The sequence below is a fragment of the Streptomyces sp. NPDC052107 genome, from assembly GCF_040680215.1.
GTDB lineage: Bacteria > Actinomycetota > Actinomycetes > Streptomycetales > Streptomycetaceae > Streptomyces.
This window is the reverse complement of record NZ_JBFAWG010000009.1, coordinates 156,271-177,777: the sequence shown is the minus strand read 5'-3', so window position 1 is coordinate 177,777 and position 21,507 is coordinate 156,271. Positions and strand designations below refer to the sequence as shown.

At 71.9% G+C, this 21,507-nt stretch carries 24 protein-coding genes and 1 riboswitch; of the genes, 13 read left to right on the top strand and 11 right to left on the bottom strand.

Annotated elements, in window-relative coordinates; translation table 11 throughout:
* Nucleotides 1-139: 139 nt before the first annotated feature.
* From AB0M27_RS13085 to AB0M27_RS13055, 7 genes are all read right to left on the bottom strand, one after another.
* Nucleotides 140-907 (bottom strand): urease accessory protein UreD, encoded by a 768-nt coding sequence (locus AB0M27_RS13085; protein WP_365720954.1) that lies wholly within the window; start codon nt 905-907, stop codon nt 140-142.
* Nucleotides 895-1,572 carry an urease accessory protein UreG gene (gene ureG / locus AB0M27_RS13080; protein ID WP_365720952.1) on the bottom strand — a complete coding sequence of 226 codons (678 nt, stop codon included), beginning with the start codon at nt 1,570-1,572 and terminating at the stop codon, nt 895-897. Before ureG ends, AB0M27_RS13085 begins: the two co-directional genes overlap by 13 nt.
* Before the next feature lie 177 nt (nt 1,573-1,749).
* Nucleotides 1,750-2,424, bottom strand: a complete 675-nt coding sequence (locus AB0M27_RS13075; RefSeq protein ID WP_365720950.1) for an urease accessory UreF family protein — start codon at nt 2,422-2,424, stop codon at nt 1,750-1,752.
* Nucleotides 2,424-4,145 (bottom strand): urease subunit alpha, encoded by a 1,722-nt coding sequence (locus AB0M27_RS13070; protein WP_365720948.1) that lies wholly within the window; start codon nt 4,143-4,145, stop codon nt 2,424-2,426. The genes AB0M27_RS13075 and AB0M27_RS13070 overlap by 1 nt, the downstream gene beginning before the upstream one ends.
* Nucleotides 4,138-4,449 (bottom strand): urease subunit beta, encoded by a 312-nt coding sequence (locus AB0M27_RS13065; protein WP_351807854.1) that lies wholly within the window; start codon nt 4,447-4,449, stop codon nt 4,138-4,140. The genes AB0M27_RS13070 and AB0M27_RS13065 overlap by 8 nt, the downstream gene beginning before the upstream one ends.
* 9 nt (nt 4,450-4,458) lie before the next feature.
* The gene (locus tag AB0M27_RS13060; protein ID WP_365720946.1) at nt 4,459-4,761 is read right to left on the bottom strand and encodes an urease subunit gamma; all 303 of its coding nucleotides are present in this window, start codon (nt 4,759-4,761) and stop codon (nt 4,459-4,461) included.
* Between the two features lie 226 nt (nt 4,762-4,987).
* Nucleotides 4,988-5,293, bottom strand: coding sequence for a type II toxin-antitoxin system Phd/YefM family antitoxin (locus tag AB0M27_RS13055; protein WP_365720944.1), 306 nt, complete (start codon nt 5,291-5,293; stop codon nt 4,988-4,990).
* 86 nt (nt 5,294-5,379) lie between these two features.
* On the opposite strand from AB0M27_RS13055, the gene AB0M27_RS13050 reads away from it, so the two are divergent.
* From AB0M27_RS13050 to AB0M27_RS13040, 3 genes are all read left to right on the top strand, one after another.
* Complete coding sequence (locus tag AB0M27_RS13050; RefSeq protein ID WP_365720942.1) at nt 5,380-6,015, top strand: ATP-dependent Clp protease proteolytic subunit; 636 nt, start codon at nt 5,380-5,382, stop codon at nt 6,013-6,015.
* Between the two features lie 7 nt (nt 6,016-6,022).
* Nucleotides 6,023-6,328, top strand: coding sequence for a hypothetical protein (locus AB0M27_RS13045; RefSeq protein ID WP_365720940.1), 306 nt, complete (start codon nt 6,023-6,025; stop codon nt 6,326-6,328).
* 350 nt (nt 6,329-6,678) lie between these two features.
* Nucleotides 6,679-6,900: riboswitch (cyclic di-AMP (ydaO/yuaA leader) on the top strand.
* A gap of 3 nt (nt 6,901-6,903) precedes the next feature.
* The gene (locus tag AB0M27_RS13040; protein ID WP_365720938.1) at nt 6,904-7,377 is read left to right on the top strand and encodes a C40 family peptidase; all 474 of its coding nucleotides are present in this window, start codon (nt 6,904-6,906) and stop codon (nt 7,375-7,377) included.
* Nucleotides 7,378-8,123: 746 nt separating this feature from the next.
* Here the strand turns inward: AB0M27_RS13040 and AB0M27_RS13035 are convergent.
* On the bottom strand, nt 8,124-8,582 hold the full coding sequence (locus AB0M27_RS13035) for an ATP-binding protein (RefSeq protein WP_365720936.1): 459 nt from the start codon (nt 8,580-8,582) through the stop codon (nt 8,124-8,126).
* Nucleotides 8,583-8,796: 214 nt separating this feature from the next.
* On the opposite strand from AB0M27_RS13035, the gene AB0M27_RS13030 reads away from it, so the two are divergent.
* Both AB0M27_RS13030 and AB0M27_RS13025 read left to right on the top strand, forming a co-directional pair.
* A complete protein-coding gene (locus tag AB0M27_RS13030; RefSeq protein WP_365720934.1) occupies nt 8,797-9,657 on the top strand; it encodes a helix-turn-helix transcriptional regulator in 861 nt (286 codons plus the stop codon).
* Nucleotides 9,658-9,666: 9 nt separating this feature from the next.
* Nucleotides 9,667-9,888 carry a DUF397 domain-containing protein gene (locus AB0M27_RS13025; protein ID WP_365720932.1) on the top strand — a complete coding sequence of 74 codons (222 nt, stop codon included), beginning with the start codon at nt 9,667-9,669 and terminating at the stop codon, nt 9,886-9,888.
* A gap of 62 nt (nt 9,889-9,950) precedes the next feature.
* Here the strand turns inward: AB0M27_RS13025 and AB0M27_RS13020 are convergent, their stop codons facing one another.
* Nucleotides 9,951-11,078 carry an 8-amino-7-oxononanoate synthase gene (locus AB0M27_RS13020; RefSeq protein WP_365720930.1) on the bottom strand — a complete coding sequence of 376 codons (1,128 nt, stop codon included), beginning with the start codon at nt 11,076-11,078 and terminating at the stop codon, nt 9,951-9,953.
* Nucleotides 11,079-11,225: 147 nt separating this feature from the next.
* Between AB0M27_RS13020 and bioB the strand changes: the two genes are divergently transcribed.
* The 4 genes from bioB (at nt 11,226) to AB0M27_RS13000 (ending at nt 15,709) form a co-directional block, all read left to right on the top strand.
* The gene (bioB, locus tag AB0M27_RS13015) at nt 11,226-12,422 is read left to right on the top strand and encodes a biotin synthase BioB (RefSeq protein WP_365720928.1); all 1,197 of its coding nucleotides are present in this window, start codon (nt 11,226-11,228) and stop codon (nt 12,420-12,422) included.
* A complete protein-coding gene (locus AB0M27_RS13010; RefSeq protein ID WP_365720926.1) occupies nt 12,415-13,704 on the top strand; it encodes an adenosylmethionine--8-amino-7-oxononanoate transaminase in 1,290 nt (429 codons plus the stop codon). Before bioB ends, AB0M27_RS13010 begins: the two co-directional genes overlap by 8 nt.
* Nucleotide 13,705: 1 nt before the next feature.
* The gene (gene bioD / locus AB0M27_RS13005; protein ID WP_365720924.1) at nt 13,706-14,431 is read left to right on the top strand and encodes a dethiobiotin synthase; all 726 of its coding nucleotides are present in this window, start codon (nt 13,706-13,708) and stop codon (nt 14,429-14,431) included.
* A gap of 588 nt (nt 14,432-15,019) precedes the next feature.
* On the top strand, nt 15,020-15,709 hold the full coding sequence (locus AB0M27_RS13000; protein ID WP_365720922.1) for a class I SAM-dependent methyltransferase: 690 nt from the start codon (nt 15,020-15,022) through the stop codon (nt 15,707-15,709).
* A 55-nt stretch (nt 15,710-15,764) separates the two neighbouring features.
* Here the strand turns inward: AB0M27_RS13000 and AB0M27_RS12995 are convergent, their stop codons facing one another.
* Together AB0M27_RS12995 and AB0M27_RS12990 are read right to left on the bottom strand one after the other, a co-directional pair.
* The gene (locus AB0M27_RS12995) at nt 15,765-16,139 is read right to left on the bottom strand and encodes a fic family toxin-antitoxin system, toxin component (protein ID WP_365720920.1); all 375 of its coding nucleotides are present in this window, start codon (nt 16,137-16,139) and stop codon (nt 15,765-15,767) included.
* Between the two features lie 4 nt (nt 16,140-16,143).
* The gene (locus AB0M27_RS12990) at nt 16,144-16,395 is read right to left on the bottom strand and encodes a toxin-antitoxin system HicB family antitoxin (protein WP_365720918.1); all 252 of its coding nucleotides are present in this window, start codon (nt 16,393-16,395) and stop codon (nt 16,144-16,146) included.
* Nucleotides 16,396-16,511: 116 nt separating this feature from the next.
* Here AB0M27_RS12990 and AB0M27_RS12985 point away from each other — a divergent pair, with 116 nt between their 5' ends.
* The 4 genes from AB0M27_RS12985 to AB0M27_RS12970 are packed head-to-tail and all read left to right on the top strand — an operon-like array spanning nt 16,512 to nt 21,364.
* The gene (locus tag AB0M27_RS12985) at nt 16,512-17,312 is read left to right on the top strand and encodes an ABC transporter ATP-binding protein (protein ID WP_365720916.1); all 801 of its coding nucleotides are present in this window, start codon (nt 16,512-16,514) and stop codon (nt 17,310-17,312) included.
* A 4-nt stretch (nt 17,313-17,316) separates the two neighbouring features.
* A complete protein-coding gene (locus AB0M27_RS12980) occupies nt 17,317-19,887 on the top strand; it encodes an ABC transporter permease (RefSeq protein WP_365720914.1) in 2,571 nt (856 codons plus the stop codon).
* 46 nt (nt 19,888-19,933) lie between these two features.
* The gene (locus tag AB0M27_RS12975; RefSeq protein WP_365720912.1) at nt 19,934-20,857 is read left to right on the top strand and encodes an LLM class F420-dependent oxidoreductase; all 924 of its coding nucleotides are present in this window, start codon (nt 19,934-19,936) and stop codon (nt 20,855-20,857) included.
* 45 nt (nt 20,858-20,902) lie between these two features.
* Nucleotides 20,903-21,364, top strand: coding sequence for a GNAT family N-acetyltransferase (locus AB0M27_RS12970; RefSeq protein ID WP_365720910.1), 462 nt, complete (start codon nt 20,903-20,905; stop codon nt 21,362-21,364).
* The last annotated feature ends 143 nt before the right edge of the window (nt 21,365-21,507 follow it).

Sequence of the window (21,507 nt, the reverse complement as noted above, 5' to 3'; positions counted from 1 at the left end):
CCTCCCCCTACATCAGGATCACTGCGAGTGGTCAGTTCGGGGGATCCTCTCGGCTGTGGACCGTCTGAGAACAGGGGGTGCCCGCCATCTTTACCAATCCGATAAACGGATGGTCATGTTCGGTTGGGAGAGGCGTACTTCAGCCGAGGTACGTCAGTGCCTCGTCCAGGACTCGTCGCAGGCGCAGTGCGTCCGGCGCCACGGCACTCACCAGTGCTGCCGGACCGGCCAGTGGCATCAGGGCTGCGCAGTCGCCCAGCACCTGAGGCTCGGGCGGCTCTTGAGCGAAATCGGGTCGTACGACGACAAGTTGGCCCACCGCGCGATGCCCCGCCAGCACCGCCGGTCCGTCCCAGCCGCCCGGGGCGCCCGGGCCGCACGACAGTTCCTGGTCCAGCACCACACGGCCCGCGATCCGCACGGTCAGCCTGCTACCGAGCCGCCCGGGTTCCTCCCCGGCCCGCCCGAGCACCTGCTCCTCGCGCAGCACGAGCCGGGCTCCCGCGGCGAGTTCGGCCCGGGTGGTGACGTGCAGGTCGCTGCCGCGGGCCGAGATCAACTGCTCCGGGAGCCAGTGCAGTTCGGCGTCGTCGGCCACGTCGAGCCGTACGTCGTAGCGGGCCTCGCCCTTGGCCTGACCGGGCAGGGCGAGGGTGGCGGCGGCCGAGCCGACGTGCAGCCGGGCGCCCTCCGCCACGCTCGCCGTGAGCGTGAAACGGTCGCCGCCGAGCGGGCCGCTCATCGCGCCGACGACCATGACTCTCGCCTCGCGGCCGACGGACCGGGTGCGGCGCAGGGCCAGCGGGCCGTCGCTGTCCAGTACGGGCAGCGCGGTGCCACCCCGGCCGTCGGCGCGGGCCACGATCCGCGCGTCCGCCCGCACCCCGGTGCCGGTCACGCCGTCCACGCGGCGAGCCGCTCGCGTACCCAGGCGGCCACGTCGGCGACGCCGGGCTCGCTGCGCAACGACTGGAAGACGACCGGGAGTTCGGCGCGCTGCACCTTGGCGTCGGCGGCCATCCGGGCGAGGTCGGAGCCGACGTGGGGCGCGAGGTCTGTCTTGTTGACGACGAGCAGGTCGGCGGTGGTGACACCAGGGCCGCCCTTGCGCGGGATGTCGTCGCCGCCCGCCACGTCGATCACGAAGATCTGCGCGTCCACCAGCCCCTTGGAGAAGGTCGCGGTGAGGTTGTCGCCACCGGACTCGACGAGGATCAGGTCCAGCGGGCCGACCGCGTCCTCCAGGTCCTCCACGGCTTCGAGGTTGGCGGAGATGTCGTCGCGGATCGCGGTGTGCGGGCAGGCGCCCGTCTCCACGGCCGTGATCCGCTCGGGCGGCAGCACGGCCTCCCGGAGCAGGAACTCGGCGTCCTCACGGGTGTAGATGTCGTTGGTGACGACGGCCAGCGACAGCTCGTCGCGCAGGGCCCGGCAGAGCGCCGCCACGGTCGCGGTCTTCCCGGACCCGACGGGCCCGCCGAGCCCGATGCGCAGGGCGCGCCGCGATCCGTCGGGCCGGTGCGCGTCCGCGCTGAGGGCGGCGGGGCCGGAGTGGGTGTGGTCGAGGTGCATGTACGGCTCCAATGTGACGAAGGCTCGTCCTCTCAGCCCGTCTGGGGGCACCCCCTCTGGGGGAACTCGAGGACGAGGCCGTTCAGGCCGATCGGGTGTCCAGGGAGCGGAGCCCCTGGCGGGGTCGAAGGGACGGCGCCCCTGGAGGACGGGAAAAGCAGGGGCGGCGGGGGCGATCTACGACGCGAACAGCCGCACGGGCCAGCTCGCATGCCACTGCGCACCGACCTCCAGCAAGGGCCCCGACGCGGCCGGCAGCGCATCAGCACCCTCCTCGGGCACTCTTCGCGCCGCCTCCACCGCCGCATCCGCGACGCGGTCCAGCTCCGGCGCGAGCCGGGCCAGCACACCGGTCGCATCGAACGGGTCGAGGCTCAGGAGTCGTACCGTGGCCGTCGCCGGACCGCTCACGCTCTCGTACCCCGCGCAGTAGGCCGCGTCGTCCGGCCCCAGCCCGGCGGACCGCGCGGCCAGACCGAGGACCACCGGCTGGTGCGCGCCCTTCGGGAACTGCCGGGCCAACGCGTCGAGTTCGGCCGACGGCCAGCTCGCTCGGGCGGCCCGCAGCAGCTGCCGCCCCAGCCTGCGCGCAGCGGTCCGCAGCGCGGGCGACGGCGTACGGGCGTCCGCCGCCGCGTCCAGCTCCCCTGGAGCCACGCCGAGTACGGCGGCCGCCGCCAGCGCACCCGCGACCAGCCCGGCGGTGTGCAGCCGGCCCCGGCAGAAGTCCTCCAGGCTCGCGGCGGAGGTGATCCGGCCCGCCTTGACGGCGGCCTCCGCCCCGCCGGAGTGCGCGTGCCCTCCGGCGGGGAAGCGGCCGTCGGCCAGGACGAGAAGTGCTGCCCTGGACATCAGAAGAGGAAGTAACGCTGGGCCATGGGCAGTTCGGCCGCGGCAGTCGCTTCCACCAGTTCGCCGTCGATGTGCACGGCGAAGCTGTCGGGGTCGATCCGGACGTCGGGCCGGGCGTCGTTCTCGCGCATGTCGGCCTTGGTCACCGCACGCGTGGACGCGATCGCCACGAACCGCTTGCCGAGCCCGAGCCGCTCCGGCAGTCCGTCCTCGATCGCCGGCGGGGCCACGAAGTTGACCGAATTGGCGGCCGGGGCCCGGCCGATCGCGCCGTACATCGGGCGGGGCAGGATCGGCTGCGGGGTGGGGATGGAGGCGTTGGCGTCGCCCATCTGCGCGTAGGCGATCTGCCCTCCCTTGACCACGAGGTGCGGTTTGACCCCGAAGAACGCCGGCTCCCACAGCACGAGGTCGGCGAGCTTGCCGGTTTCCACGGAGCCGATCTCGGCGGCGAGGCCCTGGGCGAGCGCGGGGTTGATCGTGTACTTGGCGACATATCGACGTACGCGGTGGTTGTCCGCACGTCCGTCACCCGGCAGCGCCCCGCGCCTGCGTTTCATCACGTGGGCCGTCTGCCAGGTGCGCAGGACGACCTCGCCGACGCGGCCCATGGCCTGGGAGTCGGAGGAGATGATCGAGATCGCGCCGAGGTCGTGCAGGACGTCCTCCGCGCCGATGGTGGACGGCCGGATCCGGGACTCGGCGAACGCGAGGTCCTCGGGGACCGCCGGGTTGAGGTGGTGACACACCATCAGCATGTCGAGGTGTTCCTCGGCGGTGTTGACGGTGTAGGGCCGGGTGGGGTTGGTGGAGCTGGGCAGCACGTTGGGCTGCGAGACCACGGTCATGATGTCCGGCGCGTGTCCGCCGCCGGCACCCTCGGTGTGGTACGAGTGGATGCCCCGGCCCGCGATGGCGGCGAGCGTGTCGCCGACGAAACCGGCCTCGTTCAGGGTGTCCGTGTGGATGGCGACCTGGATACCGGTCCGGTCGGCGACGGTCAGCGCGGCGTCGATGACGGCCGGGGTCGAGCCCCAGTCCTCGTGCAGCTTCAGGCCGGCCGCGCCGCCCCGGATCTGGGAGAGCATCGCCTCGTGCGAGACGGTGTTGCCCTTGCCGAGGAAGCCGACGTTGACCGGGAAGGCCTCCATCGCCTCGAACATCCGGGCGAGGTGCCAGGGGCCGGGCGTGACGGTGGTGGCCTTGGAGCCCTCGGCGGGACCGGTGCCGCCGCCGACCAGGGTGGTGATGCCGGAGGCCAGCGCCTCGTCGGCGATCTGGGGGCAGATGAAGTGGACGTGCGCGTCGATGGCGCCGGCGGTGAGGATCCGCCCGTTGCCCGCGATGATCTCGGTCTCGGGGCCGATGACCAGGTCGGGGTGGACGCCGTCCATGGCGTCCGGGTTGCCGGCCTTGCCGATGGCGGCGATCCGGCCGTCGCGGATTCCGACGTCGGCCTTGACGATCCCCCAGTGGTCGACGATGACGGCACCGGTGATCACGGTGTCGGGGGTGCCGTCGGCGCGGGTGGCGCGGGACTGGCCCATGGACTCGCGGATGACCTTGCCGCCGCCGAACACCGCCTCGTCGCCGGAGATGCCGGGTCCGCCGGAGCGGTCCTCCTCGATCTCGATCAGCAGGTCGGTGTCGGCGAGCCGGATGCGGTCCCCGGTGGTGGGACCGAACAGGTCGGCATAGGCGCCGCGGACGATCTCAGGCATCGAGGGCACCTCCGGTCTCCCCGCGCAGTCCCGGCACGATCCGGGCGCCGGCGAGGGGCACGAGTTCGACGTCGACGGGGATGCCGGGCTCGAAGCGCACGGCGGTGCCGGCGGCGACGTTCAGCCGCTTGCCGCGGGCCGCGGCACGGTCGAACTCCAGGCCGGGGTTGGCCTCGGCGAAGTGGTAGTGGGAGCCGACCTGGACCGGCCGGTCGGCGGCGTTGAGGACGGTGAGACGGGTGACCTCACGGCCTTCGTTGAAGACGACCGGGTCGTCCGCGAACAGGATCTCTCCGGGAATCATCGCGGCCCCTCAGATGATCGGCTCGTGGACGGTGACGAGCTTGGTGCCGTCCGGGAACGTGGCCTCGACCTGGACGTCGTGGATCATCTCGGGGATCCCGTCCATGACGTCGTCCCTGGTGAGGAGCTTGCGACCGGAGGACATGAGTTCGGCGACCGTACGGCCGTCACGTGCGCCCTCGAGGATGTGCGACGTGATGAGGGCGACCGCTTCCGGGTGGTTGAGCTTGAGCCCGCGGGCCCTGCGCTTCTCGGCCACGTCGGCCGCCACGTGGATCAGCAGCCTCTCTTGCTCGTGCGGGGTCAGTTGCACGTCCCACCTCACAGTCCTTGCTCCGGACCGTGCGGGGTCCGGTTGCCGCAGCCATCACGACGGGGATAGATGTAACACACAGACAAATCCCCGGATCGTGCTCAATCCGGGCAGAAAAACCCCTGATGGCGTGGATCGGCAGGTTAGAACGCCGGAGTTTCAGCGACGTTAACCAGACCTTGATCCACAGATGACCGCGCGATGGGACCCCCGATACCCGCGCGGGTCAGGAGACGCCCGGGCCGCGATGCTCGGCGGCCGTGCCGGGACGGCGATGCTCGGCGGCGATCCCGAACCGCTGCTGTTCGCGCGGGGCGGAACCGACCTCGTGGACGCCCGAGACCGAGCTGACGACCTGCTCCTCGGCCGCCTCCTCCAGCGCGTCCAGCCGCTCCAGATCGGCCGCCGACACCAGCGCGACCAGCGGCTTGCCGTGCCGGGTCACGACGACGCGCTCACCGCCGTACACCACGCGGTTGATCAGCTCGGCGAGCTCAGCCCTGGCTTGCGTCACCGGAATCTCGTAGGTCATGCCCCAACCTTACGTCATGTACGTCCTGTACATTTTTTACAGAGCCGGGTCCACCCGAGGCCCGTGCGATGAGAAGGGGTGTGCCCATGTCCCGAACGTCCGCCCGTCATGTCCTGCCCGAGTTCACCGAGCGCACCAGCGGCGGAACTCGCACGCTCGACCCCTACGGCAAGCTGTTCGAGGACCGGATCGTCTTCCTCGGCACCGCACTGGACGACGCTGCCGCGAACGACGTGATGGCGCAGTTCATGTACCTCGAACACGCGGCCCCGGAGCGGGACATCACGCTGTACGTCAACTCCCCCGGCGGTTCGTTCAGCGCGCTGACGGCGGTCTACGACACGATGCGCTACGTCAGTTGCGACGTGGCGGCCTACTGCCTGGGCCAGGCCGCCTCCCACGCCGCCCTGCTGCTCACGGCCGGCACGCCGGGCAAGCGGTTCACCCTGCCCGGCGCGCGCATGGTCCTCTCGCAGCCGCAGCTCGCCGAGCCGATGGAGGGCCAGCCCAGCGACCTGCTCATCCAGGCCGAGGAGTTGGTCCGGGTCCGCGCGCTGACGGAGGAGATGCTGGTACGGCACACCGGGCGCACGGCCGAACAGGTGCACCGCGACCTGGAGCGGGACCTGGTCCTGGACGCCCCTGGGGCGGTGGCCTACGGCCTGGTGGACGCCGTCGTGCCCGGCCGTCGGGTCACCCCCGGCGCACCGGACGCGAGGTGAGCCGCCGATGCTGCCCGATCTGCCGCCGCTGCCCGCACTGACGCATGCCGAGGGCGACCTGATCGACCGTTACCTGGAGGCCGCCGACCTGCTGGGCCGCATCAACCCCGCGCAGGGCGGGGACACCTATCGCGGGCTGCGCGCCGCCCAGGCCCTGGTGCGCAAGGCCGCAGAGCTGCGGGACGCCCTCGCGTTGATGCACCAGCGGGGCGAGACGGAGCTTCACGGGTACACGCTGGCACGGGCCTTGCGGGTCCTGGACGGTGAACGCCGTACCGCGCGCGTCGCGCTCCCGCCCGACGGCGTCGGCTGATCCGGACGCCGGACCAGCCGTACGGGATCCACTCGTCGACCGGCGCTACTCGGGCGGGACTTGAAATGGCCCGAATGACGTACCGCTGTCCGGTGTATATCCGGAGCGTTCTCCGGGCCTCGCGACTTGCGCTCCAGACCGGTGCGTCGTTCGCGGAAAGGCGCGTCATCCCAGGTCCGGGGCTACGCACGGAACCTGACGATGTCTCGAACATCACGCACTCCACCCGAACGGGCGAGTGGTGAGTAACGCCACAAATCCCCGGATGCGTTGGGATTTTCGGACCGGTGTGAGCGAAGATCCCGTCCGACGACAAGCCCCCGCCACCGCGGCGGGGCGGTCCGGGCGGACGCCGAGTCCTGCCGCCGCCCGGATGACCGGTCGACAGGAGTGGATCGGCAGGAGTGGAGGACCCAGGCAAGACGGGTCGCCGGAACGGATGTTCGTCTGCTCGTCGCAGACGGCCCGAGGTTCCGCGCAGCCCTTGGGGTGAAGCCGCGGCAACGCGGCCGGGCAACTTCGCCAGCCCGAATCCGACAGGTCATCCTTCACAGGCGGCTGACGAAGGGTTGCGCATGACTGCGCTCAATCGTGTCCCGTCACTCATGGCCCGGGCCGGTACGGCCTCGGCCCTCACCCTCGCCGCCGTCGGCGGCTCGATCGTGGTCCCCGGTCTCGCCCCCGATGCCTCGGCCGCGACGCTCGCGGCAAAAGCACTGAAGGTCGCGGCCTCCGAGAGTGGGGCCCCGTACCAGTACGGGGCCACCGGGCCGCGCAGGTTCGACTGCTCGGGGCTGACGCTCTATTCGTTCAAGAGGGCGGGCAAGACCCTGCCGCGTACCGCCGCCCAGCAGTACAACAAGACGCACCACATCTCCGTCGGCCGTCGCCGGGCCGGTGACCTGGTGTTCTTCCACTACGGCTCCTACGTCTACCACGTCGGCATCTACGCCGGACACGGGAAGATCTGGCACGCGCCGAGGACCGGGGACGTGGTGCGGCTCCAGAAGATCTGGACGAAGAGCGTCTGGTACGGCCGGGTCAACTGATCCGGTCTGCTACGGCGGGGTCGGCTGGCCGATCCGGTCTGCTACGGCAGGTCGGCTGACCCCCTGTCAGGGCGGGAGCGGCTCCAGCAGCTGGGCCGCTCCCATTACAGTCGGCGCCACCCCGGTGCCCGCCTGAAGCCCACGGGCGGCCCGGGGGTCGGCCCAGGGCGCAGCAACGCCCCTGTCCGCCGTGGAGCACCTCGGCGGCGTCGGACCGGTGCGGCCCTCGACGGCCGGAACGCTCCCTTACGTCATCTCGGCCGTACCAGGCCGCGCCGGGCGCGGACGAGCCGCTCCGATGCCTGCTGCGCGGTGGCCCGGCAGCCCGGTCTCTTGGTCCGAGTCTCGACACGCCGCACGTAGGGCCGCTGCGGCCCGATACCGCTTCGTCCGGACCGGGCGATCGCGGAAGCCCGAGCCCCACCCATCCCAGCCAGACATCCTGGCCTCGCACCGAAGAACCTCATACGGCCGCCACCTCCCGGCCCGCCGGCCTCGGCCCCTCACTCACCGGCCACTCGCGCCGCACCGACGTCGCCGAGCCCCCGTCACCGCGCGCCGACGTCCCCCGACACTCATCCCCGTGCCCGATCTCCCCGGCCCATCGCCACCGCCCCCTCGTCCGCGCGCGTGTCGCCGGCGAGCGCTCATCCCCCGCACCCGACGTCCCCGACCGGTCGTCCGCGGACCCGGCGAGTAGTGCCCCGGAGAGAACTCGCCCCACCGAACCGCCCCCGCCCGGAGGGCTACGGCTCCTGCTGGCCCGCTGCCGGGACCGGCTCGGCCGGGATGATCCAGGGGAGTTCGATGGAGACCGTCTTGCCGCCCTCACGGGTGGGGCGGACGCGGAGTCTGCCGCCGCACTCCGCGGTGAGCCAGCGGATGATGACCATGCCGCGACCGTTGTCCTGCTGGACGGCGGCGGGCAGTCTCTTCGGAAAACGTGGATGACTGTCCGTGACGCCGATGCGGAGGTGTTCGTCGCGGTCCAGGGCGATGTCAACCGTGAAGGTGGGTGATTGACCGAAGGTGTGCTGTACGGCGTTCGTGGCGAGTTCGGAGACGATGAGCCGCACGGTGTCGGCCACGTCGGTGTCCGACGGCAGGCCCCACTCCGCGAGCGTGCCCACGACGTACGTGCGGGCTGCGGAGACCGAGGCGGGATCGCTCGGCAGAGTGACGGATGCTTCCAGATGGTCTGCCATGGCGACGTCGTCCCTTTCCCGCGGGACCGCGGTCCGACACGGAGCCGGATGGTTCGAGTACGGTCCCGGACTGGTGCTTGCTCGTCAGCCTGCCATCACGGGGCCGGTCACGGGGAGCGATCCCCCTAGATATGCATATATCTGTCGCCCGAAGCGGTGAACTCTACGACGCGAGGCCGTATTTGGGCGGCCCGGAAGGAGTAAGGAGGAGCCCATGCAGAACGGGCCGGCAGTGCGCCGCCGCAAACTGGGCGCCGAACTGCGCACGCTGCGTACCGGTGCTGGGCTCACGAGCGGTGAGGCAGCCCGGCTGGTCGGCTGGCACCAGTCGAAGGTCAGCCGTGTCGAGACCGGTGCCAGCGGCGTGAAACCAGCCGATGTCCGGTTACTGCTCGACGCCTACGAGGTGCGGGACGGGCAACTGCGCGAGTTGCTGATGATGCTGGCGGGCTCCGAGGACTCGGGCGACCGGCACCGCTGGTGGCACGCTTACCGCGGGGTGCTGCCACCCACCTACCGGGACTTCATCAGCCTGGAGTCCCAGGCGAGCACGATGCGCACCCTGGAGACCACGGTCGTGCCCGGGCTGCTGCAGACGCCCGAGTACGCCCGCGCGGTGACCCGGGCGGCCGTGACGGACCTGGACGAGGAAGGCCTGGACGCGCTGGTGGAGGTGCGGCTGGCCAGGCAGGACGTGCTCCGCACCGACCCGCCGCTGGAGCTGAGCGCGGTGCTGGACGAGTCGGTGCTGCGGCGCGAGGTCGGCGGCCCGGGGGTGATGGCCCGGCAGCTGGAGCGGCTGATGGAGGCGGCCCGGCTGCCCCAAGTCCGGCTCCAGGTACTGCCGTTCGGCGCCGGAGCGCATGTCGGCCTCACCGGAGCTTTCGTTATTTTCTCATTTCCGAGCACTTCTGATCTGGACGTTGTTGTTCTCGACCAGCTGACGAGTAGCCTCTACCTGGAGCGGAAAGAAGACCTCATGGCCTATGCGGAGGCCTTCGACACCCTTCGGATGCACGCCCTTTCACCCGAGGACACGTTGGATTACATCGCCGGGATAGGTGACGGCGCGTAAGGAGGCACCATGTCAGCTCTGCCTCGGAACGTCCCTGCCAGTACCGACCTGCACGACGTGCGCTGGCTGCGCAGCAGCTACAGCACGGGAGCCAACAACTGCGTGGAGACGGCCCGGCCGCGCTCCGGCCCCGGGGCCGGACTGCTCGCCGTGCGCGACTCCAAGAACCCGGCCGGACCCGCGCTGCTCTTCTCCGCCGAGAGCTGGGCCGGTTTCCTCACCGCCCTCTGACCCGAAGACCACCACGGAGACCCCCGACGACCACGCGCGAAGCACTGCCGTGTCACGCCGACTCATGGTCGCGTTTCGCCGATGACCCGTACAGCGCGCTCGATCTCGGTCCCGGACAGGTCCGCGCGGGCGGTCAGCCGCAGCCGTGAGATGCCGTCGGGCACGGAAGGAGGACGGAAACAGCCCACGGCCAGCCCCGCGGTACGGCAGTCGGCCGCCCAGCGCACCGCCTGCTCCGGGGACGGAGCCCGCACGGAGACCACCGCGGCGTCCGGACGCACCGCTTCCAGACCCGCGGCGGTCAGCCGTGCGTGCAGGTCCGCCGCCACCGCCCGGGCCCGCGCCGCGCGCTCCGGTTCGCGGACGAGCAGCCGCAGCGCGGCGAGCGCCGCGCCGGCCGCCGCCGGGGCCAGGCCCGTGTCGAAGATGAAGGTCCGGGCCGCGTTGACCAGATGGTCGATCACCCGCGCCGGGCCGAGCACCACACCGCCCTGGCTGCCGAGCGACTTGGACAGGGTGGCCGTGACCACCACGTCCGAGGCGCCCGCAAGACCGGCCGCGTACGGCGCGCCACGGCCGCCGTCGCCCAGCACCCCGAGCCCGTGCGCGTCGTCCACGACCAGCCCCGCGCCGTGCTCCCGGCACGCCTCCGCGAGCCCGGCCAGCGGCGCCCGGTCGCCGTCCACCGAGAACACGGTGTCGGACACGACGATCGCCGGACCCTGATGGGTGGCCAGCGCCTTGCGCACCGCCTCGGGGTCGGCGTGTCCGACGACCTGCCTGTCTCCCCGGGCGAGCCGGCAGCCGTCGATGAGGGAGGCGTGGTTGCCGGCGTCGGAGACGATCAGCGAGCCGTGCGGCCCGAGCGCGGTGACCGCGGCCAGGTTGGCGGCGTAACCGGAGGAGAAGACCAGCGCCGCCTCGAAGCCGCAGAAGGCGGCCAGCTCGCGCTCCAGCTCGGTGTGCAGCTCGGTGGTGCCGGTGACGAGCCGGGAACCGGTGGACCCGCCGCCCCAGGTCCGGGCGGCCCGGGCGGCCCCCTCGGTGACCTCGGGGTGGTGGGCGAGGCCCAGGTAGTCGTTGCTCGCCAGGTCCAGCAGGGCTGAGTCGGCGGGGCGCGGGCGCAGGGTGCGTACGAGTCCGGCGCGGCGGCGCGCCTCGGCCTGCTCGTCGATCCAGCCGAACGCCATGGGTCCTCCGGGGCTTTTGTAGGTAGCGGACAGACCCTAGCGGCACGACCAGCCGCCCAGGGTGTGGCAATACCCACACGGTGAACCGTCTCCGTTGTGCAAACTCTCCTTGGCCCCGGGCGGTCCCGTAGGACAGGATCAGGCCTCATGGACCTGCTGAACACGCTGGTGGACAAGGGGCTTCGGCGCGAGCTGCCGACCCGCGAGGAAGCGCTCGCCGTTCTGGCCACCTCCGACGACGACGTACTCGATGTGGTGGCCGCGGCCGGGAAGGTGCGCCGGCACTGGTTCGGGCGACGGGTGAAACTCAACTATCTGGTGAACCTCAAGTCGGGCCTGTGCCCGGAGGACTGCTCCTACTGTTCCCAGCGGCTCGGCTCCAAGGCCGACATCCTGAAGTACACCTGGCTCAAGCCCGACGAGGCCTCCCAGGCGGCCGCCGCGGGCCTCGCGGGAGGCGCCAAGCGGGTCTGCCTGGTGGCCAGCGGGCGCGGCCCGACGGACCGGGACGTGGACCGGGTCTCGGAGACCATCAGGACCATCAAGGAGCAGAACGAGCAGGTCGAGGTGTGCGCCTGTCTCGGTCTGCTCTCCGACGGCCAGGCCGAGCGGCTGCGGGAGGCGGGCGCGGACGCCTACAACCACAACCTCAACACGTCCGAGGGGACGTACGCGGACATCACGACCACGCACACGTACGCCGACCGGGTGGACACGGTGCAAAAGGCGCACGCGGCCGGTCTGTCCGCCTGCTCCGGTCTGATCGCGGGCATGGGCGAGAGCGACGAGGACCTGGTCGACGTGGTCTTCTCGCTGCGCGAACTGGACCCGGACTCGGTTCCGGTGAACTTCCTCATCCCGTTCGAGGGCACCCCGCTGGCCAAGGAGTGGAACCTCACCCCGCAGCGCTGTCTGCGGATCCTCGCGATGGTCCGGTTCGTCTGCCCGGACGTGGAGGTGCGTATCGCGGGCGGCCGCGAGGTCCATCTGCGCACGATGCAGCCGCTCGCGCTGCACCTGGCCAACTCCATCTTCCTCGGCGACTACCTGACCAGCGAGGGCCAGGCCGGCAAGGCCGACCTGGAGATGATCGCGGACGCCGGGTTCGAGGTGGAGGGCGCCGGCGAGGTGACGCTGCCGGAGCACCGGGTCGCGGCCGCGGCCGGCTGCGGATCGGTCTGCGGCACGCACGAGGGCTGCGGCTCGCACGAGGGCGCGCACGCGTGCGGTACGACGGCTGACGCGTGCGGTACGACGGCGGCGCCGGCCGCACAGGAGGCGCGCACCGATCTCGTCTCCGTACGCCGCCGGGGCGCCGGAACGGACCTCGCGCCCAATGCCTGATCTGCCCGGCCTGACCGTGCCCGAGCTGCTGGAGCTGGACCGACGGCATGTGTGGCACCCGTACGGCCCCATGCCCGGACGTAGCGAACCACTCGTCGTGGAGTCGGCGAGCGGGGTCCGGCTGCGCCTCGCCGACGGCTCGGGCGAGCTGGTGGACGGCATGTCGTCCTGGTGGTCGGCGATCCACGGCTACAACCACCCGGTCCTCAACGAGGCGGCGCACGAGCAGCTCGGGCGGATGAGCCATGTGATGTTCGGCGGGCTCACGCACGAGCCAGCCGTACGGCTTGCGAAGCACCTTGTCGACATGTCGCCAAAAGGCCTGGAGCACGTCTTCCTGGCGGACTCCGGTTCGGTGTCGGTCGAGGTCGCGGTGAAGATGTGCCTGCAGTACTGGCGCTCGCTCGGCCGGCCCGGCAAGCAGCGGCTGCTGACCTGGCGGGGCGGCTACCACGGCGACACCTGGAACCCGATGTCGGTGTGCGACCCGGAGGGCGGGATGCACGCGCTGTGGTCCGGCGCACTGCCGCGCCAGGTGTTCGCGGACGCGCCGCCGACGGAGTACGAGGAGTCGTACGCCGATCATGTGCGCGAACTGATCGCCCGTCACGCGGACGAGCTGGCCGCGGTGATCGTGGAGCCGGTCGTGCAGGGCGCGGGCGGGATGCGCTTCCACTCCCCCGTGTATCTCCGCGTGCTGCGCGAGGCCTGCGACGCGCACGACGTGCTGCTCGTCTTCGACGAGATCGCCACCGGCTTCGGCCGCACCGGTGCGTTGTTCGCGGCGGAGCACGCGGGCGTCACCCCGGATGTGATGTGCGTGGGCAAGGCGCTGACCGGCGGCTATCTGACGCTGGCGGCCACACTGTGCACCGCGCGGGTCGCCGACGGCATCTCGCGGGGCGAGGTGCCGGTGCTCGCGCACGGACCGACGTTCATGGGCAACCCGCTGGCGGCGGCCGTGGCCTGCGCGTCCGTCGAGCTGCTGCTGGGGCAGGACTGGCGGGCGGAGGTCAAGCGGATCGAGGCCGGCCTCTCGGAGGGCCTGTCACCGGCTCGCGAGCTGCCCGGTGTACGGGACGTCCGCGTCCTCGGGGCGATCGGCGTCGTCCAGCTCGACCACGAGGTGGACATGGCGGCGGCCACCGCGGCGGCCGTGCGGGAGGGCGTCTGGCTGCGCCCCTTCCGCGACTTGATCTACACGATGCCGCCGTACATCACCTCGGACGAGGACCTGGCGACGATCGCGCGCGCGGTGTGCGCCGCGGCGCGGGAGGGATGACATGCCGGTACTGGTGATCACGGGCACGGGCACGGAGGTCGGCAAGACCGTCACCACCGCCGCCGTCGCCGCCGCGGCGCTCGCGGCCGGGCGCTCGGTGGCCGTGCTGAAGGCCGCGCAGACGGGGGTACGGCCGGACGAGCGCGGGGACGCCGACGAGGTCGCGCGGCTCGCGGGCCCGGTCACGGCCGCCGAACTGGCGCGCTACCCCGAGCCGTTGGCGCCGGGCACGGCGGCCCGACGGGCGGGCATGGCTCCGGTTCACCCGCACGAGGTGGCCGACCGGGCGGCCAAGCTGGCGGCCGAGCACGATCTGGTGCTGGTCGAGGGGGCGGGCGGGCTGCTCGTCCGCTTCGACGCGGCCGGCGGCACCCTGGCCGACGCGGCCGGGCTGCTCGGCGCACCGGTGCTGGTGGTCGCCCAGGCAGGCCTGGGCACCCTCAACACCACCGAGCTGACGGCGCTCGAACTACGGCGCCGGAAGCTGGAGTTGGCCGGCGTGGTGATCGGCAGCTGGCCCGACTCCCCCGACCTCGCCACCCGCTGCAACGTGACGGACCTGCCGGAGGTCGCGGGAGCCCCGCTGCTCGGCGCGATCCCCTCCGGAGCGGGTGCCCTGCCATCGATTGACTTCCGCAAGTCGGCCCCGGAATGGCTGGCACCCCGCCTGGACGGCACATGGGACGCGGAGGCGTTCCGGGTACGGGTGGCACCGCAGCCGGGGTGATGCACGGGGGTGAGTCGGGGAGGTGTCGCAGCCGGGGTGCTGGGCGGACCCGGGTCCGGCAGGTGCGGCCCCGGGCTGAAGTACGGGCCCGGGTCCGAGAAGCGCCACAGCCAGGCCGACGTACGAGCCGGGCTCCAAGAAGCGCCACAACCAGGCCAACGTACGAACCCGACTCCAAGAAGCGCCACAACCAGGCCGATGCACCAACCCGGCTCCGGCAAGTGCCACAACCAGGCCGATGCACCAACCCGGCTTCGGCAAGTGCCGCGTCAGGCCCACCGCACGTAGCGAGCCGCCCGCCGTCCGGCGGCCCGAGCCGAGCACCCTCCCGGACCGAGTCCCCGGCCCTCCAGCCAACCAGCCCCCGCCGGCCCGGCCTCGCCCACCTGCCGGCCGGGCGAGGCGAATGACAGGCCCGCTCTCCGGCCGACCGAGTCGGGTGGTGGGTGGGCGAGGCCGGGATCCACGGTGGAGCCCCTGGCGGGGGCCGGGGCGCAGCCCCGTGGCGGCCGGGCGCCGACGCCGAGGGTGCGACGGCCTCGCGCGGGGGAGACTCCTCCTAGTCCGTCCTGTTCCGGGAGGTTCCCCATGCGGCTGCTGTCCGGCCCCGACAAGGTGCCGCCGAGTCCCGTCCACCACCCGCTGTTCGCCCGCTACTACGCCCGCTTCAGCGTGAGCGCCGAGACCCGGATGGGCATGGCCGGGATACGGGAGCGGCTGCTCGCCGGGCTCTCCGGGCGGGTGATCGAGATCGGCGCGGGCAACGGGCTGAACTTCGCGCACTATCCGGGCACCGTCGCGGAGGTCGTGGCGATCGAACCGGAGCCGCTGCTCAGGCAGTTGGCGCTGGAGTCGGCCCTGCGGTCCCAGGTCCCGGTCGACGTGGTGCCCGGCGCGGCGGAGGCGCTGCCGGTCAAGAGCGAGGCCTTCGACGCGGTCGTACTGTGCCTGGTGCTGTGCAGCGTGCGGGACGTGTCGCGGGCGCTGGGCGAGGTACGACGGGTGCTCAAACCGGGCGGCCAGGTGCGGTTCTTCGAGCACGGGCAGGGCGGCGGCCCGGCGATGCGGCTGACCCAGGGCACGCTGGACCGAACCCTGTGGCCCATCCTGACCGGCGGCTGCCATCTGGCCCGGCAGCCGGTGGCCGCGCTGCGCGAGGCCGGGTTCACGCTGGGCCCGCAGCGTCAGGTGATGATGCCGGAGAGGGGTCCGGCGCTGCCGTCCTCGTACTGCGCGCTCGGGGTCGCCTGGCGGCCGGACGAGCCGAACGCGCGCTGACTCACAGGACCCGGCGCAGCAACTCCGGTGACGGGTCCCAGCGCGGCAACCGACCTCACAGGCTCCAGCGGCGCAGCTCGCGCGCGATGTCGTCGACGCCGGCCGCGCCCTCCTTCACCAGCCGGGCGAGGTCCCGCACCTGCTCGGGTGAGGTGACCACCTTCACGCCGCTGGTGACCAGGTAGGCATAGGCGACCGCCGAGGCGAACAGCGCGTTGGAACGCTCCAGTGCCGGCAGGTGGATCAGCAGCTGGAGCAGGGAGGCGGCACGGGTGTGCGGGTCGTCGTAGACGGGCACGCCGAATATGTCGGCGCGGTGCCGGGCGACGGCGGCGATGAGTGCGCCCCAGTCGGTGACCTGTGGGTCCCCGGGGGTTCTCTGTTCGGCGAGCATGAGGAGCCAGGCGAGGTCGATGCTGAGCTCGTTCAAGGGATCAGCGGCCGTCCTCGACGCCGGTGCCGGTACCGGTGCCGCGGGTCTCGGTGAACTCCTCGGCGAACACGGACTCGTACTGCTTCATGAAGTCGGCGGCGGCCTCGACGAACGTACGGCCGGCCTCACCGGTGTCCTGTCTGACCAGCTCTTCGATATAGCGGTTGACGCTGATACCGCGGGCCAGGGCGCGTTCGCGGGCCGCGCGGGCGGTGCCCTCGTCCACGCGCACGTTCAGCTGGGTCTTCGCCATGCTTCGACGCTAGCGCCGGGGTGCTAGCAAAGCAAGGGCGCGCGGCACCGGTGCGCCGGGGCGGCTTGTCGCCTACGCTCGCCCGGGACGGGCGGTTCGGCGACCGGGAGGCGGTCTTGTCCACACCTGCTGCGCAGCACGCGCCAGGCGGTGCCGTCGCGGCCCGCGCCCGCGGACTGACCAAGGCGTACGGCTCCGGCGAGACGGCCGTCATCGCCCTGGACTCGGTGGACGTGGACATCGCGCGCGGCCGTTTCACCGCCGTGATGGGGCCGTCGGGGTCCGGGAAGTCCACGCTGATGCACTGTCTGGCGGGGCTCGACACCGTGTCGGCGGGCCAGGTGTGGCTGGGCGACACCGAGATCACCGGCCTGCGGGAACGGGAGCTGACCCGGCTCAGGCGGGACCGGATCGGTTTCATGTTCCAGTCGTTCAACCTCATCCCGACGCTGACCGCCGCCGAGAACATCACCCTGCCCATGGACATCGCGGGCCGGAAGCCCGATCCACTGTGGCTGGACCAGGTCATCGACACGCTCGGCCTGCGCGACCGCCTCACGCACCGGCCCGCCCAGCTCTCCGGCGGTCAGCAGCAGCGGGTCGCGTGTGCGCGGGCGCTGGCCTCCCGGCCGGAGCTGATCTTCGCCGACGAGCCGACCGGGAACCTCGACTCGCGGGCCGGCCTGGAGGTTCTGGGCTTTCTGCGCGGCGCGGTGGACGATCTCGGGCAGACGGTCGTCATGGTCACCCACGACCCGGGCGCCGCCGCCCATTCCGACCTGGTGCTCTTCCTGGCCGACGGGCGCATCGTGGACGGCATGGAACGGCCGACGGCGGACGCCGTACTGGAACGGATGAAACGGTTCGACGTGGTCCGCGGCCGGCTCGGCGACGACGACATCGTCCGAGAGGACTGACCGGGTGCTCAAGGCGACCCTGAGGAGTTTCCTCGCGCACAAGGGGCGGCTCGCGCTGTCCGCGCTGGCCGTGATCCTGTCCGTTGCGTTCGTCGCGGGCAGCCTGATCTTCTCCGACACCGTCACGCGTACGTTCGACCGGCTGTTCGCCTCCACCGCCGCCGATGTGACGGTCCAGCCGAAACAGCTGGACCTAAGGTCGGCCCGGGTGAGCGGTGCGGTGCAGACGCTGCCGGCCGCGCTGCGGGACCGCGTGGCGAGGGTCGACGGGGTCGCGGCGGCCCGCGCCGAGGTGTCCGTGCAGAACGCCGTCGTGGTCGACGGCCACAACAGGTCCGTGGGCCCCACCACCGGCGCCCCGACCATCGCGATGGCCTGGTACGTCACTCACCGCAGCCCGGTGAGGCTCACCTCCGGCCATGCCCCGCGCGGCGCCAGTGAGGCGCTGCTGGACGCCGACACGGCCGACAAGAAGCACGTACGGATCGGTGACACGCTGACCGTGCAGGCGCAGCCGGGCACGTTCCGGGTGCGGGTCGTCGGCATCGCCACGTTCACCACCACCAACCCTGGCGCGGCCCTGGTCTTCCTGGACCCGGCGGTCGCGGGCCGTGAACTGCTCGGTTCCGCCGCCCAGGCGACGAGCATCGCGGTGGACGCGGCCAAGGGGGTCACCGACGCGGAGCTGAAGCAGCGCGTCGGCCGGGCGATCGGCACCGGCACCTACGACCTGAGGACCGCGAACGAGCAGGCCAAGTCGGCGGCCGCCAGTCTCGGCACGTTCCTGGACGTCATCAAGTACGTGATGCTGGGATTCGCCGGTGTCGCCCTCCTCGTCGGCGTGTTCCTCATCGTCAACACCTTCTCCATGCTGATCGCCCAGCGCACCCGCGAACTGGGCCTGCTGCGGGCCCTCGGCGCCGACCGGCGGCAGGTGCGGCGCTCGGTGCTCACTGAGGCGCTGCTGCTCGGGCTGGTCGGTTCCACGCTCGGCCTCGCGGCCGGTATCGGGCTGGCGCTGGGGCTGATCCGGCTGATGAGCGCGTTCGGGATGAACCTGAAGGCCACGGAGATGGTCATCGGCTGGGGCACGCCCGTCGCGGCGTACGTCGTCGGTGTCGGCGTCACGTTCGTGGCCGCCTATCTGCCGGCACGGCGTGCGGCGGCCGTCTCACCGATGGCGGCTCTCGTGGACGCCGAAGTCGCCGGTGTGGGCAAGCCGTTGCGGACGCGGGCGATCGTCGATGCGTTGATCGGGGCGGTCGGCGCGGCGGCGCTGGCCGGGTGCGCGGCGGCCACGAAGACCTCCCAGGCGGCCTCGCTGCTCGGTCTCGGCGTGGCCCTGACCCTGATCGCGACCGTGGTCGCCGGTCCACTGCTGGTGCGGCCGGTGATCCGGGTGCTGGGCGCGGCCTTCCCCGCTCTGTTCGGCCCGGTCGGCCTGATGAGCCAGCGCAACGCCCTGCGCAACCCGCGTCGTACGGGCGCCACCGCCGCCGCGCTCATGGTGGGCCTGGCCCTGGTCGGCGGGATGTCGGTGGCGAGCGCCTCGATGTCGGCGTCGTTCGACCGGCAGATCGACAAGACGCTCGGTGCCGACTTCATCGTCCAGAACACCAACTTCACCCCGTTCACCAGGGAGGTGCGGGACACCGTGGCCCGCACCCGCGGCGTCGGGCTCGTCGTACAGCAGCGGCTCACCCAGGTCGCCGTACGGCTGCCGAACGGCGACCGGGTCACGACGGCCGCCGCCGCGTACGGCCCCCGGCTCGACGACGTCGTGCACATCACCTACGCGCAGGGCGGTTCACGGGCCGCCCTGGCGGACGGGCACCTCGCCATGGACGCCGACTACGCCAGGGACCACGGCGTGCGTGTCGGCAGCGTCCTCCCGGTCGACTTCCCGGGCGGAGGGCACAGTGAGCTGACCGTCGCCGCACTCACCAAGCAGGAGACGGCCGAGGGCTTCGGCGCGCAGGGCGGCCTCTACGTGGGCCTCGCCACGCTCGAGAAGTACGCGCCGGCCGCCCAGGACTCCGCGCTCTACGTCAACGCGGCCACCGGCACGAAACCGCAGGACCTGCGGCCCCGCCTGGAGCGGTCGCTCAAGCCGTTCCCGCAGGTCCAGGTGCGCAACCAGACCGACTACAAGCAGCTCGTCCACGACCAGATCGCCGTCCTGCTCTACCTGGTGTACGCGCTGCTCGGACTGGCGATCGTCATCGCCGTGCTCGGTGTGGTCAACACCCTCGCCCTGTCGGTGGTGGAGCGCACCCGGGAGATCGGGCTGCTGCGCGCGATCGGGCTGGGGCGACGGCAGTTGCGCCGGATGATCCGGCTGGAGTCGGTGGTGATCGCGGTGTTCGGCGCGGTCCTCGGGCTGGCGCTGGGGCTCGTGTGGGGCGTGTGCATGCAGCAGGTGCTGGCCCTGCGCGGGCTGACGGCGCTTGCGTTCCCGTGGAGCACGATCGTCGCCGTGGTGATCGGCTCGGCGGTGGTGGGCGTGGTGGCGGCCCTGCTGCCGGCACTGCGGGCGTCGCGGCTGAACGTGCTGGCGGCGATCGCACACGAGTGATGGAATCGTGCCGGTAGTCCAAGTCACCTGCCGACGGGGAGAGTTGATGTCACGTCCGTTCCGCTTCGGGGTCAATCTGCTCACGCCCGCGCCCGCAGGGGAATGGCGTGCGAAGTGCCGGCGCGCCGAGGAACTGGGCTACGACGTGATCCTCGTCCCCGATCACCTCGGGATGCCCGCCCCCTTCCCGGCACTGGTCGCGGCGGCCGAGGCGACCCGCAGGCCGCGGCTCGGCACGTTCGTGCTCAACGCGGGGTTCTACAACCCGGCCCTGCTGGCCCGTGAGGTGGCGACCACGGACGCGCTCACCGGCGGGCGCCTCGAACTCGGACTGGGCACCGGGTACGTGCCGGCCGAGCACGAGAGCGCGGGCCTGCCGTACGGTTCACCGGGCGAGCGCGTGGACCACCTCCGGCACACGGTGGCGGAACTCGGCCGGCTGCTCGGCTCCGGCGAACTTCCGCAGTCTCGGCTCCGCTCGACCGGGGGGACCCCCATGCCTCGTGCCACCCAGTCCCGGGTGCCGCTGCTGATCGGCGCCAACGGCGACCGGATGCTGCGGCTGACCGCCGAGCACGCGGACATCGCGGCCTTCACCGGAGCCCGGCCGGGCTCCGCCCCGGGATCGCTGGAGCCGCTCACCGCCGAGGAGCTGGACGAGCGGGTGGCGCGCTACCGGGGCCTGGCGGCCGGCCGGGCGCAACCGGCGGAGCTGAACCTGCTCATCCAGCTCGTGGCGGTCACCGACGATCCGGAGCCCGTGCTGAAGCCGCTGCTGGAACGGCAGCCGCAGCTGACCCTGGACGCCGCACTGGCCCTGCCCATCGTGCTGGCCGGTCCGTTGGAGGAGCTCGTGGCGCGGGTGCGGGCGCAGCGCGAGCGGTTCGGTTTCTCCTATCTGACCGTGCTGGAGCCGTACATGGAGGCCTTCGCGCCGGTGATGGAGCGGCTCCGCGCGGAGTCCGCATGATGGAAATCCACGCGCCGGACTCAGCTCCCGTGATGCGATCCTCACATGACCGACCTGCGGATACGCCCCGCTCTTCATGACGATCTCGACGCCGTGCTCGCCTTCTGGAAGACGGCCGCCGAGGGAACCAGCATCAGCGACGACCGGAACGGGGTGGAGCGGCTGGTCGCCCGCGACCCCGAGGCGCTGATCCTCGCCATGGAGGTCCCCCCGCGCGAGCGAAGCCGAGCGTGGGGGAGGGACGGCGAGCTGGTGGGCACGGTGATCGCCGGCTTCGACGGCTGGCGTTGCCATCTGTACCGGCTCGCGGTGCATCCGGAGCGGCGCCGGCAGGGCATCGCCTCGGCGCTGCTGGCCGCCGCCGAGGAGCGGTTCGTACGGCTCGGCGGGCGGCGCGTGGACGCGATGGTGCTGGTCCGCAACGAGACCGCGCACCACGCCTGGGGCGCCGCCGGTTACCGCCCGCAGGAGCACTGGCGGCGCTGGGTGAAACCGCTCACCGACTGAGAAACCGAGCCCTCTTTGCCCATCCTTTACCATGGAGGGAGCACTCGGCCCTCTATGAAAGGTTGTGAGCGTCCGCCGATGGGCGAGCCTCCCAGTCCGCGTCACCGCGCGTCCCGTCACGCCCTGTCCGATCATGGGACGGG

Coding starts and splice junctions, on each gene's coding strand:
- AB0M27_RS13030 (WP_365720934.1), top strand. CDS start 8,797: ATGCAGAACGGGCCGGCAGTGCGCCGCCGCAAACTGGGCGCCGAACTG.
- bioB (WP_365720928.1), top strand. CDS start 11,226: ATGGACCTGCTGAACACGCTGGTGGACAAGGGGCTTCGGCGCGAGCTG.
- AB0M27_RS12970 (WP_365720910.1), top strand. CDS start 20,903: ATGACCGACCTGCGGATACGCCCCGCTCTTCATGACGATCTCGACGCC.
- AB0M27_RS13055 (WP_365720944.1), bottom strand. CDS start 5,293: ATGACCTACGAGATTCCGGTGACGCAAGCCAGGGCTGAGCTCGCCGAG.
- AB0M27_RS13065 (WP_351807854.1), bottom strand. CDS start 4,449: ATGATTCCCGGAGAGATCCTGTTCGCGGACGACCCGGTCGTCTTCAAC.
- AB0M27_RS13020 (WP_365720930.1), bottom strand. CDS start 11,078: ATGGCGTTCGGCTGGATCGACGAGCAGGCCGAGGCGCGCCGCCGCGCC.
- AB0M27_RS13075 (WP_365720950.1), bottom strand. CDS start 2,424: ATGTCCAGGGCAGCACTTCTCGTCCTGGCCGACGGCCGCTTCCCCGCC.
- AB0M27_RS13040 (WP_365720938.1), top strand. CDS start 6,904: ATGACTGCGCTCAATCGTGTCCCGTCACTCATGGCCCGGGCCGGTACG.
- bioD (WP_365720924.1), top strand. CDS start 13,706: ATGCCGGTACTGGTGATCACGGGCACGGGCACGGAGGTCGGCAAGACC.
- AB0M27_RS13070 (WP_365720948.1), bottom strand. CDS start 4,145: ATGCCTGAGATCGTCCGCGGCGCCTATGCCGACCTGTTCGGTCCCACC.
- AB0M27_RS13050 (WP_365720942.1), top strand. CDS start 5,380: ATGTCCCGAACGTCCGCCCGTCATGTCCTGCCCGAGTTCACCGAGCGC.
- AB0M27_RS13025 (WP_365720932.1), top strand. CDS start 9,667: ATGTCAGCTCTGCCTCGGAACGTCCCTGCCAGTACCGACCTGCACGAC.
- AB0M27_RS12975 (WP_365720912.1), top strand. CDS start 19,934: ATGTCACGTCCGTTCCGCTTCGGGGTCAATCTGCTCACGCCCGCGCCC.
- AB0M27_RS13035 (WP_365720936.1), bottom strand. CDS start 8,582: ATGGCAGACCATCTGGAAGCATCCGTCACTCTGCCGAGCGATCCCGCC.
- AB0M27_RS13010 (WP_365720926.1), top strand. CDS start 12,415: ATGCCTGATCTGCCCGGCCTGACCGTGCCCGAGCTGCTGGAGCTGGAC.
- AB0M27_RS13045 (WP_365720940.1), top strand. CDS start 6,023: ATGCTGCCCGATCTGCCGCCGCTGCCCGCACTGACGCATGCCGAGGGC.
- ureG (WP_365720952.1), bottom strand. CDS start 1,572: ATGCACCTCGACCACACCCACTCCGGCCCCGCCGCCCTCAGCGCGGAC.
- AB0M27_RS13000 (WP_365720922.1), top strand. CDS start 15,020: ATGCGGCTGCTGTCCGGCCCCGACAAGGTGCCGCCGAGTCCCGTCCAC.
- AB0M27_RS12990 (WP_365720918.1), bottom strand. CDS start 16,395: ATGGCGAAGACCCAGCTGAACGTGCGCGTGGACGAGGGCACCGCCCGC.